This is a genomic window from Anaeromyxobacter paludicola (assembly GCF_023169965.1).
GTDB classification, from domain to species: domain Bacteria; phylum Myxococcota; class Myxococcia; order Myxococcales; family Anaeromyxobacteraceae; genus Anaeromyxobacter_B; species Anaeromyxobacter_B paludicola.
Window position 1 is genome coordinate 3,165,106 of record NZ_AP025592.1, and the last position, 14,533, is coordinate 3,179,638.

At 74.9% G+C, this 14,533-nt stretch carries 12 protein-coding genes; 6 read left to right on the top strand and 6 right to left on the bottom strand.

The window, feature by feature from the left end; translation table 11 throughout:
• Nucleotides 1-39 precede the first annotated feature (39 nt).
• The 5 genes from AMPC_RS14185 to AMPC_RS14205 all read left to right on the top strand — a co-directional run bounded on the left by AMPC_RS14185 (nt 40) and on the right by AMPC_RS14205 (nt 6,062).
• Entirely contained in the window at nt 40-1,344 is a 1,305-nt protein-coding gene (locus AMPC_RS14185) for a UDP-glucose dehydrogenase family protein (RefSeq protein WP_248341934.1), read from the top strand.
• A gap of 215 nt (nt 1,345-1,559) precedes the next feature.
• Complete coding sequence (locus AMPC_RS14190) at nt 1,560-2,438, top strand: decaprenyl-phosphate phosphoribosyltransferase (protein WP_248341935.1); 879 nt, start codon at nt 1,560-1,562, stop codon at nt 2,436-2,438.
• Nucleotides 2,439-2,494: 56 nt separating this feature from the next.
• Nucleotides 2,495-3,829, top strand: a complete 1,335-nt coding sequence (locus tag AMPC_RS14195; protein ID WP_248341936.1) for an FAD-binding oxidoreductase — start codon at nt 2,495-2,497, stop codon at nt 3,827-3,829.
• Nucleotides 3,826-4,566 carry an SDR family oxidoreductase gene (locus tag AMPC_RS14200; RefSeq protein ID WP_248341937.1) on the top strand — a complete coding sequence of 247 codons (741 nt, stop codon included), beginning with the start codon at nt 3,826-3,828 and terminating at the stop codon, nt 4,564-4,566. Before AMPC_RS14195 ends, AMPC_RS14200 begins: the two co-directional genes overlap by 4 nt.
• Before the next feature lie 29 nt (nt 4,567-4,595).
• Nucleotides 4,596-6,062 carry a hypothetical protein gene (locus AMPC_RS14205; RefSeq protein ID WP_248341938.1) on the top strand — a complete coding sequence of 489 codons (1,467 nt, stop codon included), beginning with the start codon at nt 4,596-4,598 and terminating at the stop codon, nt 6,060-6,062.
• A gap of 48 nt (nt 6,063-6,110) precedes the next feature.
• Here the strand turns inward: AMPC_RS14205 and AMPC_RS14210 are convergent, their stop codons facing one another.
• From AMPC_RS14210 to AMPC_RS14235, 6 genes are all read right to left on the bottom strand, one after another.
• Nucleotides 6,111-7,703: an LIC_10190 family membrane protein gene (locus tag AMPC_RS14210; RefSeq protein WP_248341939.1), complete on the bottom strand. Its 1,593-nt coding sequence runs from the start codon at nt 7,701-7,703 to the stop codon at nt 6,111-6,113.
• A gap of 13 nt (nt 7,704-7,716) precedes the next feature.
• A complete protein-coding gene (locus AMPC_RS14215; RefSeq protein ID WP_248341940.1) occupies nt 7,717-8,421 on the bottom strand; it encodes an LON peptidase substrate-binding domain-containing protein in 705 nt (234 codons plus the stop codon).
• A gap of 6 nt (nt 8,422-8,427) precedes the next feature.
• Nucleotides 8,428-10,836 (bottom strand): sodium-translocating pyrophosphatase, encoded by a 2,409-nt coding sequence (locus AMPC_RS14220; RefSeq protein ID WP_248341941.1) that lies wholly within the window; start codon nt 10,834-10,836, stop codon nt 8,428-8,430.
• A 130-nt stretch (nt 10,837-10,966) separates the two neighbouring features.
• Nucleotides 10,967-11,533 (bottom strand): ExbD/TolR family protein, encoded by a 567-nt coding sequence (locus AMPC_RS14225; RefSeq protein ID WP_248341942.1) that lies wholly within the window; start codon nt 11,531-11,533, stop codon nt 10,967-10,969.
• 6 nt (nt 11,534-11,539) lie between these two features.
• The gene (locus AMPC_RS14230) at nt 11,540-12,016 is read right to left on the bottom strand and encodes an ExbD/TolR family protein (RefSeq protein WP_248341943.1); all 477 of its coding nucleotides are present in this window, start codon (nt 12,014-12,016) and stop codon (nt 11,540-11,542) included.
• A gap of 12 nt (nt 12,017-12,028) precedes the next feature.
• Nucleotides 12,029-12,775, bottom strand: coding sequence for a MotA/TolQ/ExbB proton channel family protein (locus AMPC_RS14235; protein WP_248341944.1), 747 nt, complete (start codon nt 12,773-12,775; stop codon nt 12,029-12,031).
• A gap of 93 nt (nt 12,776-12,868) precedes the next feature.
• On the opposite strand from AMPC_RS14235, the gene AMPC_RS14240 reads away from it, so the two are divergent.
• Nucleotides 12,869-14,533, top strand: a complete 1,665-nt coding sequence (locus AMPC_RS14240) for a type 1 glutamine amidotransferase family protein (RefSeq protein ID WP_248341945.1) — start codon at nt 12,869-12,871, stop codon at nt 14,531-14,533.

Consider the following 14,533-nt stretch of genomic DNA (forward strand, 5'->3'; position numbering starts at 1 on the left):
GTGGTATCTTCCCGCGGCTCCTGAGGAAAGGACGGACGCGTGAAGATCGCCGTGATCGGCACGGGCTACGTGGGCCTGGTGACCGGAACCTGCTTCGCCGAGTCGGGCCACCAGGTCACCTGCGTGGACAAGGACCCGCGCAAGATCGAGATCCTCGAGTCCGGGCGGCTTCCCATCTACGAGCCCGGCCTCGACGAGCTGGTGAAGCGGAACGCCCGCGACGGCCGCCTCGCCTTCACCACCCGCGTCGCCGACGCGGTCCCCGGCGCCGAGGTGATCTTCATCGCGGTCGGCACGCCGCCCGGCGAGGACGGCTCGGCCGACCTCTCCTACGTGCTCGCGGCCGCCGAGGAGATCGGGCGCGCCCTCACCGGCTACGCCGTGGTGGTGAACAAGAGCACCGTGCCGGTCGGCTCGGCGGACCGGGTCACCGCGGTGATCGCCTCGGTCACCTCGGAGCCCTTCGACGTGGCCTCCAACCCGGAGTTCCTCAAGGAGGGGGCGGCGGTCGAGGACTTCATGAAGCCCGACCGCGTGGTGGTGGGCACTCCCTCCGAGCGGGCGCGCGCGGTGATGGGCGAGCTCTACGGGCCGTTCGTCCGGGTGGAGCAGCCGATCCTCTTCATGGACACCCGCTCCGCCGAGCTCACCAAGTACGCCGCCAACGCCATGCTGGCGACCCGCATCAGCTTCATGAACGACGTGGCCGCGCTCTGCGAGCGGATGGGCGCCGACGTGGACGCGGTCCGGCGCGGCATGGGCTCGGACAAGCGCATCGGCTTCCCCTTCCTCTTCCCGGGCGTCGGCTACGGCGGCTCCTGCTTCCCCAAGGACGTGCGCGCGCTCCTCAGCATGGGGCGGGCGGCGGGGCTCGACTTCGACCTGCTCCGGGCGGTGGAGCGGGTGAACGAGAAGCAGAAGCAGGTGCTGCTCCAGAAGGCGCAGCGCCACTTCGGCTCGCTCGCCGGCAAGCGGTTCGCGGTCTGGGGGCTCGCGTTCAAGCCCCGCACCGACGACATGCGCGAGGCGCCGAGCATCAGCCTCATCGAGGGGCTCACCGGCGCCGGCGCCACCGTGGCCGCCCACGACCCGGTCGCCTCCGAGACGGCGCGCCAGGTGCTCGGGCCCCACGTCGAGATCACGCCCGACGCCTGGGCCGCGGCGAAGGGGGCCGACGCGCTCTTCCTCGTCACCGAGTGGAGCGAGTTCCGCATGCCGGACCTCGACCGGCTCAAGGCCACCCTCCGGCAGCCGGTGCTCTTCGACGGCCGCAACATCTGGGACGCCGGCCGGATGCGGGCGGCCGGGTTCACCTACTACGGGATCGGGCGGGGGAAGTCGTAGCAGCGGGTCCTCCTGGCCGCCCCTCCCCAGCCCTCCCCGCCCGAGCGGGGAGGGAGCGCCGCAAGGCTCAGCCGGGAGCAGCTCACCCCGAGCCCCACGCCGTTCCCCTCTCCCGCGGAGCGGGGGAGGGTGAGGGAGGGGGTGCGACGCGCGGCCAGCCCGAGGCGGCGCGCCCGGAACTCGCCTGCCGCGAGGACCCGGGGTAGCGTGGCCCCGTGACCCGGCCCGCCGCCCTCCTCGCCGCGCTCCGGCCGCGGCAGTGGACGAAGAACCTGGCCCTCCTCGCGCCGCTGCTCTTCGCGCAGCGGGCGGGGGATCCGGCGGCGGCCTCGCGGGCGCTCCTCGGGTTCCTCGCCTTCTGTCTCGCGGCGAGCGCGGTCTACCTCGGCAACGACCTCGCCGACCGCGAGGCCGACCGGCTCCACCCGGAGAAGCGGCTGCGGCCGCTCGCCTCGGGGGCGATCTCCGCGCGCGCCGCGGCCGTCACCGGGGTCGCGCTCGCGCTGCTCGCGCTCGCGCTGGGCTTCTTCCTGCCGGCCCGCTTCCTCGCCTGCGTGGCCGGCTACTTCGCGCTGCAGCTCGCCTACAACGCCGGGCTGAAGCGGCTCGTGATCGTGGACGTCTTCGCCATCGCGGCCGGCTTCGTCCTGCGGGTGGTCGCCGGGGCCGAGGCGATCGACGTGCCGATCTCCAACTGGCTCTACCTCTGCACGCTCCTGCTCGCGCTCTTCCTCGCCCTCGCGAAGCGGCGCGCCGAGCTCTCCCTCCTCTCCGCCGACGCCGCCCGGCACCGGGCCATCCTCGCCGAGTACAGCGTGCCGCTCGTGGACCAGCTCGTCGGCGTCACCTCGGCCTCGGCCATCCTCGCCTACGCGCTCTACACCACCGCCGCCGACACCGTGCAGAAGTTCGGGACCGACCGGCTCAAGTTCACCGTGCCCCTCGTCATCTTCGGTCTCTTCCGGTACCTGTATCTCGTGGCGCGGCGCGGCGAGGGGGGTCACCCGGAGCGGGTGCTCCTGCACGACCGCCCCACGCAGGTGAACCTGGTGCTCTACGTGGCGACGGTGGCCTGGGCGCTTTACAGCCGGTGAGGGAAGAGATGGAGGGAGCTCCGCTGCGTCGGCTCGAGTCCTGGGGGCGGTTTCCGGTGGCGCAGGCGGAGGTGCGCGACCTGCACTGGCGCGCCGAGGATCCCTTCGCCGGCGTGAACCAGCGGGCGCTCGCCTACGGGCTCGGCCGCAGCTACGGCGACAGCTGCCTCAACGACGGCGGCCTGCTCCTCTCCACCCGCGGCCTCGACCGCTTCGTCGCCTTCGACCCCGCCACCGGCGTGCTCCGCTGCGAGGCCGGCGTGTCGCTCGCCGAGATCATCGACCTCACCCTGCCGCAGGGCTGGTTCCCGCGGGTGGTGCCGGGCACGAAGCACGTGACCGTCGGCGGGGCCATCGCCAACGACATCCACGGCAAGAACCACCACCGCGCCGGCACCTTCGGCGCCCACGTGCGCGCCCTCGAGCTCTGCCGCTCCGACGGGAGCCGCCGGGTCTGCTCGCGCGAGGACAGCCCGGAGCTCTTCGCCGCCACCGTGGGCGGGCTCGGGCTCACCGGCGTCGTCACCTGGGCCGAGCTGCAGCTCCGCAAGGTGGCCGGCCCGTACATCGCCGCCGAGACGGTGGAGGTGCCCGACCTCGACCACTTCTTCCAGGTCTCGGCCGAGTCGGACGCCCGCTTCGAGTACACGGTCGCCTGGGTGGACGTGCTGGCGCGCGGCCGCCACATCGGGCGCGGCCTGTTCTACCGCGGCAACCACGCCGAGACGCCGGCGCGCCCCGGGGAGGCGGGCCGCGGCCGGCTCTCGGTCCCCTTCGACCTCCCCTCCGCCACGCTCAACCGCCTCACCGTCTCGGCCTTCAACTTCGCCTACTACCGGAAGAACCGGCGCCAGCGGGGCGAGCGCGAGCAGCACCTCGACGGGTTCTTCTTCCCGCTCGACGGCGTGGGGCGCTGGAACCGGATCTACGGCAAGCGCGGGCTGCTGCAGTTCCAGTGCGCGGTGCCGACCGCCGCGGCGCCGGAGGTGATCCGCGAGCTCCTGGGGCGCATCGCCGCCGCCGGGCAGGGCTCGTTCCTGGCGGTGTTGAAGACCTTCGGCGAGGTGCCGTCGCCGGGGCTCCTCTCCTTCCCGCGCAAGGGCGTGACGCTCGCGCTCGACTTCGCGAACCGCGGGCCGAAGACGCTCGAGCTCGTGCGCCAGCTCTACGCGGTGGCGCGGCAGGGCGGCGGCGCGTTCTACCCGGCCAAGGACGCGGTCATGTCGCCCGAGGACTTCGCCGCCTCGTACCCGCGGCTCGCCGAGTTCGAGCGCCACCTCGACCCCGCCTGCTCCTCGGGCTTCTGGCGGCGGGTGCGGGAGGGGCACCCCTACCAGCCGTCCCTGCCGCTCGGGCCGCCGGCAGCCGGCGGGAAGGGGGTGACGCCGTGAGGCGCGTCCTCGTCCTCGGCGCCACCTCGGCCATCGCCGAGGCCACCGCGCGGGTCCACGCCGAGCGGGGCGACGCGCTCTTCCTCGTGGCGCGCAGCCCGGCCCGGCTCGCCGCCGTGGCCGACGACCTCGCGCTGCGCGGCGCGCCCAAGGTGGAGGGCTTCGTCGCCGACCTCAACGACCTCTCGCACCACCGCGAGCTGCTCGACGCCGCCGAGGCGGCGCTGGGCGGTCCGCCGGAGGTGGTGCTCCTCGCCTACGGCGCGCTCGGCAGCCCGGTGGTGCTCGACCGCGATCCCTACGCCGCGGTCGAGGTCCTCAACACCAACCTGGTCTCGCCCGTCGCCCTGCTCACGCTGGTCGCCGAGCGGCTCGCGCGCGCCGGGCGCGGCACCATCGTCGGCATCTCCAGCGTGGCCGGGGACCGGGGGCGGAGCGGCAACGCCGTCTACGGGGCCTCCAAGGCCGGCCTCACCGCCTTCCTCTCCGGCCTGCGGGCCCGGCTCTGGCGCGCCGGGGTCCACGTGCTCACGGTGAAGCCGGGGTTCGTGGACACGCCCATGACGGCGCACCTCGCGAAGGGGCCGCTCTTCGCGCCGCCGGGCGCGGTGGCGCAGGGGATCGTGCGCGCCGTGGACCGCAAGGCGGACGAGGTCTACCTGCCCTGGTTCTGGCGGCTGGTGATGTTCGCGGTGCGCCACATCCCGGAGCGGATCTTCAAGCAGCTCCGGTTCTAGGGGGGCGCGTGAGGTAGCATCGCGCCGCGATGACCTCGACGCGCGACTCCGCCTGCCCGCCCCTCCCCGGCCCGCCCCCGCGCGCGGAGGGGGCGGCGGCGCGGCGCCCCGGCGCCCTCGCCGGCGCCGCGATCGCCCTCTCGCTCGTCGCGCTCGTCCCCTTCCTCCTCCTCTACGCCGACGCGCACCCGCAGAACGACGACTGGGTCTTCGCGGTCTCGGCGATGGACGGCGGCGTCCTCGCCTCGATGGACCGCTGGCTCCACGCCTGGACCGGGCGGTTCACCTCGCTCTACCTCGTCTCGGCTTCGCCGCTCGCCGCCCGCTCGCTCTCGGGCTGGCGGCTCGCGATCTTCCTCGACCTCGTCCCCTTCACGGCCGGCGCCTGGCTCCTCGCGGGCGCGCTCGCGCCGCGCTCGGCGGGCCGGGCGGCGCCGTGGGCGCTCGCCCTCGGGCTGACGGCGCTGCACCTCGCGGGGATGCCCTCGACCGCGACCGGCCTCTACTGGATGAACGGCGCCGTCTGCTACGCGACGGGCGAGGGGCTCGCGATGGGCGCCCTCGGGGCCGCGCTCCGCTGCGGCGCCGGGCGCGGGCTCCGGGGTGGCGCCTGGGCCGCCGCCGCGGCCGCGCTGGCGGTGCTCGCGGCGGGGGCGAACGAGGTGCTCGGGCTCCTGCTCGCCGGGGGCGCGGCGGCGCTGCTGGCGGCGGCCTTCGCCCGGCGGCGGCCCGGGGCGCACCTCGCCGTCCTGCTCGTCGCGGCGGCGGCGGGCGCCGCCCTGAACCTCCTCGCGCCGGGCACGCTGGCGCGCCTCCAGTCGGCGGCCCCGGCCGGCGGCCGCCACGTCCTCGCCGCGCTCTCGCCGGCGCTGGCCGCGGCGGGGCGCCACGGGCTCCGGTGGCTCGGCTCGCCGCTCCTGCCGGCCGCGCTCGCGCTGGCGCTCGCCGCGGCGCGGGCCGCCCGCGCCGACCGGGGCTGGACGCTCCCCCACCCGGCGCTCGCGGCGGCCGTGCTGGCGGCGGCCCTCAGCGGCACCCTGTTCCTGCCGTTCTACGGGGGCGGCACCCTCGAGCCGCACACGCTCAACCTGGCCCACGCGCTCTTCGCGGGGAGCCTGCTCTTCGTGGCCGCCTGCGCGGGCGCCCGGGCCGGCCGCCGCGCCGAGCCGCCCCGGCCCGCGCCCGCGCTCGCCCCCGCGGCCCTCGCCGCGACGGCGCTCCTCGCCCTGCTCCCCGGCTCCGCCCTGCGCGTCGCCCTCGACGACCTCGCCTCCGGCCGCGCCGCGCGCCACGACGCGCAGCTCCTGGCGCGGTACGACCTCCTCGCCCGCTGCCCGGCGGTCTGCGACGTGCCGCCGCTCCAGGACCCGCCCCGCTCGCTCTCCTGGTTCGAGGACGCGGTGGACGAGGCGAGCGACTCGCCCTTCTTCCACCGCTACAAGGACGGGAGCTACGCGGCCTTCTTCGGGAAGGCGCGGATCCGGCTCGCCCGCTGAGCGGGCTGGCCGGGACGCCCGTCCCGCAGCCGCGGCGAGCGACGCGGGTCAGCGCGCGAGCGCGAACCAGCGGCCGCGCCACTCGAGCGCCGGGCTCGGGGTGGGCGTGCAGAGGAGCGGGGCGTCCCAGCACTGATCGCCCTGGAGGGGCGCGGTGACCTGGAGGCCGGACCGGGTGGTCCGGTCGAGGAGCGCCGGCGCCGGCAACGGCTGCCAGCCCTCGGCCGGCAGCCGGTCGGGGCCGATCCGCGAGACCTGCACCGCGCAGAGCCCCCCCACGGCGGCCACCCAGCCGGCGAGGGCAGCGGCGCGGGCGGCGCGCCGCTCGAGCAGCGGCGCCAGCCCCCATGCGAGCGGGAGGACCGCCGCCGCGGCGAGCGGGCCGAGGCCGAAGCGCGGGTCGGGCGCGGTCGCGAACCAGAACGCCACCGCCGCGAGCGCCGCCGCCCAGGCGGCGACGACCCCGGCAGAGGGCCGGCGGCGGCGACTGGCGCCGAGCGCGAGGCCGGACAGGAGCGACAGGCCGAGGAGCCGGAGCGCCGGATCGGCCGCCATCCGCGCCGCCCACGGCCCGAGCCAGTCCCAGCTCGAGAGCACCTCGTCCGGCGGGTGCCCGGGGGCGCGCGCCCAGGAGCGGGTCCAGGCGGAGAGGTCGCCGGCGATCGCGTCGGGCACGCGCCAGGGCACGGGCAGGCAGCTCGCGGGGGCCGGGTAGAGGAGGCAGCCCGAGGCGACGACGCTCCGCGCGGCCCAGAGCCCGAGCAGCGCCGCCCCGGCGAGCGCCGCGCCGGCCCAGGCGCGCCGGGGGGCGGCGCGCCAGCGGAGGGCCGCGAGCGCCAGCGAGGCGGCGAGCACCGCCGCCGCCGAGAGCTTCACCGCTACCGCGGCCGCGGCGAGGAAGAGCGCCGCCGGGCCGGCCCAGCCGGCCTCGTCGCGGGCGGTGAGCGCGAGCGCCCAGAGCGCCAGCGCGAGGTAGGCGAGGATCGCGAGCGCGAGGTCGGGGCCGAGCCCGCCGAGCTCCCACGGCTGGGCCGCGACGGCGAGCGGGGCGCCCGCGAGCGCGAGCGCGCCGAGGCGGGCCGGGCCGGCCGTGAGCCGGAGCGCGGCGAGCGCGACCCAGGCCGCCAGGGCCGCGGGCAGGAGGGCGGCGAAGGCGGCGCTCTCGCCGGCGCCGACCCCGGGGAGCTCGAGCAGCGCGCAGAGCTGCGGCCAGAGCGAGGCGGTGCCGAAGCGGTGGTGGACGAGCGCGAGCCCGGGGAGCAGGCGGGAGGCGAGCGCCCACTTCACGAGCTGCAGGTGGTAGAGGCCGGTGTCGTAGTGGGCGCCGGCCGGCCGGCTCACGGCCGCCAGCAGCGCCGTGGCCGCGGCGACGCCGGCCGGCTCCCACCAAGCCACCCCCTCCGCGAGCGGCCGGAGGCGCCACGCCAGCAGCACGTAGCCGAGGCCGAGCGCCGCGAGGGAGAGCCCGGGGCCGAGGGGGACGGCGAGGTTCAGGAGCAGCGCCGCGCCGCCGAGCACCGCGAGGCCGAAGAGCCCCCGCAGCGGCGCCCGCAAGGGCGGCGGCGCCGCCGCCGGCACGAGCGTGCCGAGCCCGAGGAGCGCCGGCAGCCAGAGGAGCGCGACGAGGGTGGCGCGGAGCATCGGCGAGGCGGCGCTACGCCGACGGGCTCCGGCCGCGCGACAGCATCAGGATCACGCTCGCCACCTCCTGGGTGACGAGCTCGAGGCGCCGCTCCACCCGCAGCTCCTCCAGCACCCGCACCCGGGCGGCGGCCTCGCTCACCACCGCGGCGGCGACGAGGTCGGCGAGGGCGCCGGGGTGGTGCGCCAGCCCCGCGGCCGCCTCGGCCAGCTGGGCCGCGCCGGACTCCGGCGGGAGGAGCGAGGCGAGCTCGAGGACGCACTGCTCGAGCGCCGTCACCTCGCCGCGCAGCGCGACGGCGCCGCCGGCGGGGAGCACGTCGTCGAGCACCTGCACCCGGAACTCGCGGTAGGGGCGGCCGGTCTCGAGCTCCTCGAGGAGCCGCACGCGGGCGAGCCCGCGGGTGAGGAGGTCGTAGCGGCCGTCGTCGAGGAGCTCGTCCTCCTCGATGACGCAGGCCCCGGCGATGGCGCGGAGCGACGGGCGCGGGTCGAGCTCCGTGCCCGGCTGCTCCAGGTTGGCCACCGCGAGCAGCCGGTCGCCGAAGAGCGCGGCCCGGGTCAGCTCGCGGTAGCGCGGCTCGAAGATGTGAAACGGCGTGGGCGTCCCGGGGAGGACGGCCACGCCGTGGAGAGGGAAGACCTTGAGGGCGCCGCTCGCCTGCGCGAGCAGCGCCCGGAGCTCCTGGGCCGAGCGGCCTGGGACCTCCTTCGACATGCGCGGCTAGGCGGCCTCGGAGTGCGCGGCCGCGGCGGCCTCGACGCCCGACTTGATCCGCATGCCGTAGAACGACCGCCACACGAACACCAGGGCCACCGCGAGCAGCGCGGCGAAGGCGCCGTAGCGGACCTCGCCCGGGACCTTGATCGCGAGCTCGACGGCGAGGAGGCCGAAGAGCGTCGTGAACTTGATGATGGGGTTCATGGCCACCGAGGAGGTGTCCTTGAAGGGGTCGCCGACGGTGTCGCCGACCACGCAGGCGTCGTGCAGCGCCGTGCCCTTGGCCTTGAGCTCCACCTCGACCACCTTCTTCGCGTTGTCCCAGGCGCCGCCGGCGTTGGCCATGAAGATCGCCTGGTAGAGGCCGAAGAGCGCGATGGAGATGAGGTAGCCGATGAAGAAGTACTCCTCGAGGAACGCGAAGGACAGGGTGGCGAAGAAGACCACCAGGAAGATGTTGAACATGCCCTTCTGCGCGTACTGGGTGCAGATCTCGACGACCTTCTTCGAGTCCTCCACCGAGGCCTTCTCGGCCCCCTCGAGCTTGATGTTGGCCTTGATGAACTCGACCGCGCGGTAGGCGCCGGTGGAGACGGCCTGCGTGGAGGCGCCGGAGAACCAGTAGATCACCGCGCCGCCGGTGATGAGCCCGAGCAGGAAGGGCGGGTGGAGCATGGACAGCTTGTCCATGTTGTCCTTGAGCCCGTTGGTGAGGGCCATGATGATCGAGAAGATCATCGTGGTGGCGCCCACCACCGCGGTGCCGATGAGCACCGGCTTGGCGGTCGCCTTGAAGGTGTTGCCGGCGCCGTCGTTCTCCTCGAGGTAGTGCTTGCCCTTCTCGAAGTCGAGGTCGAAGCCGAAGTCGCGCTTCACCTCCGCCTCGACGTTCGGGACGTTCTCGATGAGGGAGAGCTCGTAGACCGACTGCGCGTTGTCGGTCACCGGCCCGTAGCTGTCCACCGCGATGGTGACCGGGCCCATGCCGAGGAAGCCGAAGGCCACCAGGCCGAAGGCGAACACGGCCGGGGCGAGCATCAGCGCGCCGACCCCGAGGGTGGAGACGCCGTAGGCCGCGCCCATCAGGGCCACGATCACGAGGCCCATCCAGAAGCCGGAGAAGTTGCCGGCGGTGAGGCCCGCGAGGACGTTGAGGGAGGCGCCGCCCTCCTTGGAGGCGGTGACGACCTCACGGACGTGGCCCGAGTTGGTGGAGGTGAAGACCTTGATGACCTCGGGGATGATGGCGCCCGCGAGCGTGCCGCAGGTGATGATGGCGGAGAGCTTCCACCAGAGGCTGCCGTCGCCGAGGTCGGGGATGAGGAGGTAGGAGACGACGAAGGTCAGCCCCACCGAGACGAAGGAGGTGAGCCACACCAGGGTGGTGAGCGGGACCTCGAAGTTCATCGCCTGCGCGTTGCCGTACTTGCCCTTGGCCCAGGCCTCGTTGGCGAAGTAGGAGATGACGCTCGCGATGACCATCATGATGCGCATCGCGAAGATCCATACGAGCAGCTTCACCTGCGTCTCCGGCTGCGGGACGGCCAGCAGGATGAACGAGATGAGCGCCACGCCGGTGACGCCGTAGGTCTCGAAGCCGTCGGCCGACGGGCCGACCGAGTCGCCCGCGTTGTCGCCGGTGCAGTCGGCGATCACGCCGGGGTTGCGGGCGTCGTCCTCCTTGATCTTGAAGACGATCTTCATCAGGTCCGAGCCGATGTCGGCGATCTTGGTGAAGATGCCGCCAGCGATGCGCAGCGCCGAGGCGCCCAGCGACTCGCCGATGGCGAAGCCGATGAAGCAGGAGCCGGCGAGGTCGCTCGGGACGAAGAGGAGGATGAAGAGCATGATCAGCAGCTCGGTGCTGATCAGCATGGTGCCGATGCTCATGCCCGCCTTGAGCGGGATGGCGTAGGTGGGGAAGGGCTTGCCGCGCAGGGAGGCGAAGGCGGCGCGGCTGTTGGCGTAGGTGTTGACGCGGATGCCGAACCAGGCCACGCCGGCCGACCCGGCGATGCCCACCAGGCTGAAGACCAGGATGATGGCGAGCTTGAGCGCGCCGAAGCCCTGGAAGTAGCCGAAGTAGGCCACCATGATGAGGGCGATGAAGGCCCAGAGCACCGCGATGAACTTGGCCTGCGTGAGCAGGTAGGTCTTGCAGGTCTCGTAGATCAGCTCGGAGACCTCGCGCATCGACCGGTGCACGGGCAGGTTCTTGAGCTGGTTCGAGATCGCGAGGCCGAAGGCCAGGCCGGCCAGCGACACCACGATGCCGGTCGCGAGCAGCGACCAGCCGGTCAGGCCGAGGAAGGTGACCGACCGGAGGTCCGGCAGGATCAGGTTGGCCTCGCCACCGTGTCCGCCCTCGGTGGCGGCAAGCGTCAAGGACGAGAGCATCGCGTGAAGGTTCATGACCGGCTGCTTCCTCTTTTTAGCAAAAGGCTCGCTTTTGCGAGCGAATTGGCGCACCCGCACCGCTGCTCGGGGCGGCGGGATACTAGCGGCACGTCACGCTTGTGGCAAGGAAGGCGGGCGGCCGGGCTCAGCGCGCGGCGGCCGACCGCTCGGCCTCTTCGACGGTGGCGAAGTTCACGTCGTGGTAGCCCGCCCGCCCGCAGGACCACATCACCCGTTTCACCAGCTTGAACGGCACCTTGACGTCGGCCTGGACGTTCACCGCGCCGGTCCAGTGCCTGTCCCGGTCAGGGTCGTTCCGGTGGACCACCTCCCAGCGGCGCCGCTCCTCCAGCAGCTTCTCCTCGAGGGCCGGGATGGCGAGCCCCTCCTCCGCGAGCAGCGCCGGGACCTCGCCCAGCTTCTCCGGCCCGAGGAAGAGCTGGCTCGGGCTGATGGCGACCACCGGGGCGGCCTCGATGGCGGCGCCGTGGCGCGCGTCGGGGAGCCGGATGTCCTTCTGGAGGTAGAGCACCTCGCCCGTGGCCGAGAACTGCTGCAGGAGGAAGATGACGAGCATCGTCATCATGTCCACCATCGGGACCACGTTGAGCTGGGCGTCGAGCGGGTGGCCGCCCTTGCGCAGGCGCCGCTCGAGCACGCCGGAGCGGCGGAAGCGGAGCGCCGGGCGACGGCCGGGGAGGACGATGGCCATGGCGCCCTACCCCGCCGACGCGACCGCCACGCCGGGCAGCCCCGCCCCCACGCAGGCGTCGATGGCCTCGACGAGGTCGCGGTAGGCGACGGCGTCCTCGGCCGAGAGGGTGACCGCGCTCTGCGCCGGGTAGCGCGCCTTCACCTCGCCGAGCCGGGCCTGCAGCGCCTTCACGTCGTAGCGCGCCTCCCCCGCCTTCGGGCTCGCGAGCGGGATGTCGAGCGGCCTCTCCTCGCCGACCGCCAGCCGGTAGCCCTGGGCGGTGAGCGCCACGGTGAGCGGCACGGTGCCCTTCGTCTCCGCGGCCTCCGCGGGCGCGCCGAGCGGCTGCACCTCGAGGCGCGAGAGCTGGGTCCAGACCGCGGTGAAGAGGAGGAAGGCGATGCAGCAGGAGAGGAGGTCGATGGCCGGGACGACGTTGATGACCGCGTCCAGGCTCCGCCGCCGTCCCCTGCCGGTCTCGGGTGCCGCCGCCGCGCCCATGTCCCCTCCCCGCTACGCCGGCTGGGCCGCGCCGACCTTGTGCGCGACGCCGTCCTTGTGCGCCGCCGCGCCGTCCTCGGCCGCGCGCCCCACCGCCCGCACCGGCGGCGAGAGCTTGAGCTTGTCGCGGTTCGAGACCACGAGGTTGAGGAGCCCGACCGCCGCCTCGTTGAGGTCGTCCATCATCCGCTGCGTGCGGCCCTGCAGCACCGACCAGGCCACGAGCGAGGGGATGGCGACGGCGAGGCCGAAGGCGGTGCAGTTCATGGCCTCGGAGATGCCGCGCGAGAGGATGGTCGCCTTGTCGGCCGGGTTGGCGCTCGAGACGGCGCCGAAGCACTGGATGAGGCCGACGATGGTGCCGAGCAGGCCGAGCAGCGTGGCGACGTTGCCGATCATGGCGAGGTAGCCGGTGCGCCGCTCGATGACCGGCGCCTCGCGCAGGGTGGCCTCGTCCATCGCCGCCTGGACCTCCTCCTCGCCGCGCGAGACCTGGGCCAGGCCGGCCTTCACCACGTTCACGAGCGGCGTGCGCTTCTGGCCGGCGCAGTAGCTGATCGCCTTGTCGAGGTCGCCGGCGAAGACGTGCTTCTTCACGCCGAGCATGAAGGCGTCCTTGTCGATGGCCGCCCGGAAGAAGAGCACCTGCACCCGCTCGACGATGATCGCGAGGGCGAACACCAGCGCCACCGAGATCGGGTACATGCCGGGCCCGCCCTGCTCGTACGCCCGCGCCAGCCCGTGGAAGAAGTCGCCCATCGCTCGCCCTCCGAGTGTCTGAAGGGTCAGCACCTCCCCACGCTCCCGCAATTGCCCGGACCGCACGGGCGTCGTAGGCTCGCGGCCGCGCCGATGGCCCTCTCCAACTTCGCTCCCTATCGCCTCCCGCCGGGGTCGCTCCCGGATGAGGCCCAGCGGCTCTCCGCCGCGGCCGGCGCCGAGCCGCTCCTGGCCGCCCCGGACGAGCCGCTGCCGGCGCGGCTCGTGGGCGAGGCGCTGGCGCTCGTCCCGGCCGGGCGGGCGCAGGGGCTCGACGAGGCCTGCCGCGCCGCCGACGGGAGCCCCTCCGGGAGCCGCGCGGCGATGCGCCCCTGCCTCGTCTCCGAGCGCCACCGGGCCCGGGTCGCCGAGTCGGTGACCGCCGCCCTCACCGCGGGGTACGCCGGCGTCTGCCTCGACCGCCCGGACGCGCCGCTCGCCGAGGGGACGTTCGGCGCCGGCTTCTGCCCCGACTGCCAGCGGGCCTTCTCGAAGGCGCTCACCCGCGAGTACGGCGACCACTTCCAGCCGCTCGACTACCTCGCCCTGGCGCGCGAGGCGGTGGCGCAGGCCCCGGGCGCGGTCGGGTTCGAGCAGCTCCCCTTCGGCCGCGACTTCTGGCGCTTCCGCACCGACTCGCTCGACCGGGCGCTCACCGCGCACGCCCGCACCGCGCGCGACCTCGCCCGCGCGGCCGGCAAGGCGTTCGCGGTGACCGCGCAGTTCGAGGCGGCCGGGCCGGCGCAGCTCCACGCCTCGCGCCACCTCGACGCGGCGGTCTTCCCGGCGCAGCTCCCCGGCGCCTCCACCGGCGTGGGCGCCTTCCGGCTGCTGCGCGCGGTGATGGGGCGGCGCCCCTGCGGCGCGGCGGTGGGCGCCCAGCTCCCGCAGGCGTCGCTCGCGCGGGTGGCGGCGGTGGGCGCGGCCTGCGGGGTGGAGGTGGTGGCCTCCGATCCGCTCGAGGTGGCCGCGGCCGGGCTGGGGTCGGTGCGCCACTTCGCGCGCGCCCTCTCGCGCCGCGACGGCGAGGCCTGGCCCGAGCCGGTCATCGAGTGCGCCGTGCTCTACTCGGCCGAGTCGGACCTCTGGAGCGGCGGCGCCCACCGGGAGCAGGTGGAGCGCGCCGGCGAGGCGCTGGCCGCGCTGCACGCGCAGGCGCCGGTGGTCACCCGGGTGGAGGACGCGCCCGCGGGGGCGGTGCTGGTCCTCGCCGGCGCGACGGCGCTCGCCCCGCAGGACGCGGCGGAGCTCTCGCGGCGGGTGGAGGCCGGCGGGCTCGCCCTGGTGCTCGGCGCGCTCGGCGCGGTGGACGGCGCGGGGCGCCCCGCCGAGCCCCCGCTGCCGCCCGGGAAGCCGGCCGGCGCCCGGGTGGGCAAGGGGACCGTGGCGGCGCTCCCGGCGCTCCCCGCCCCGCGCGCCCCCGGCGACGCCGCGGGGCTCGAGCCGCTCGCGAAGGCGCTCAACGTGCTCCTCGGGAAGGGCCGCCGCGCCGCCTCCGCCTTCGGGCGCGCGCCGCTCCTGGTCGTGCTGCAGCGGGTGGAGGAGCGGCTCGACGTGCACCTCGTCACCCTGGGCAGCGGCCCGGCGCAGGGGACGACCCTCTTCCTCGGGCACCAGGTGGCCGGGACCGCGCGCTGGGGCCGGTTCCAGTCGGCCGCGGGGGCCGAGGAGAAGATCGGGATGAACCCGGCCGGCTACTCCATCTCCACCGTGCTCCCGGCGTTCCAGGGCTACGCGGTGCTGTCGATCGCGCGGTAG

What these genes read in the sequence shown, in the direction of transcription:
- AMPC_RS14240 (WP_248341945.1), top strand. Translation starts at nt 12,869, where the DNA reads ATGGCCCTCTCCAACTTCGCTCCCTATCGCCTCCCGCCGGGGTCGCTC.
- AMPC_RS14235 (WP_248341944.1), bottom strand. Translation starts at nt 12,775, where the DNA reads ATGGGCGACTTCTTCCACGGGCTGGCGCGGGCGTACGAGCAGGGCGGG.
- AMPC_RS14220 (WP_248341941.1), bottom strand. Translation starts at nt 10,836, where the DNA reads ATGAACCTTCACGCGATGCTCTCGTCCTTGACGCTTGCCGCCACCGAG.
- AMPC_RS14225 (WP_248341942.1), bottom strand. Translation starts at nt 11,533, where the DNA reads ATGGCCATCGTCCTCCCCGGCCGTCGCCCGGCGCTCCGCTTCCGCCGC.
- AMPC_RS14210 (WP_248341939.1), bottom strand. Translation starts at nt 7,703, where the DNA reads ATGCTCCGCGCCACCCTCGTCGCGCTCCTCTGGCTGCCGGCGCTCCTC.
- AMPC_RS14230 (WP_248341943.1), bottom strand. Translation starts at nt 12,016, where the DNA reads ATGGGCGCGGCGGCGGCACCCGAGACCGGCAGGGGACGGCGGCGGAGC.
- AMPC_RS14215 (WP_248341940.1), bottom strand. Translation starts at nt 8,421, where the DNA reads ATGTCGAAGGAGGTCCCAGGCCGCTCGGCCCAGGAGCTCCGGGCGCTG.
- AMPC_RS14205 (WP_248341938.1), top strand. Translation starts at nt 4,596, where the DNA reads ATGACCTCGACGCGCGACTCCGCCTGCCCGCCCCTCCCCGGCCCGCCC.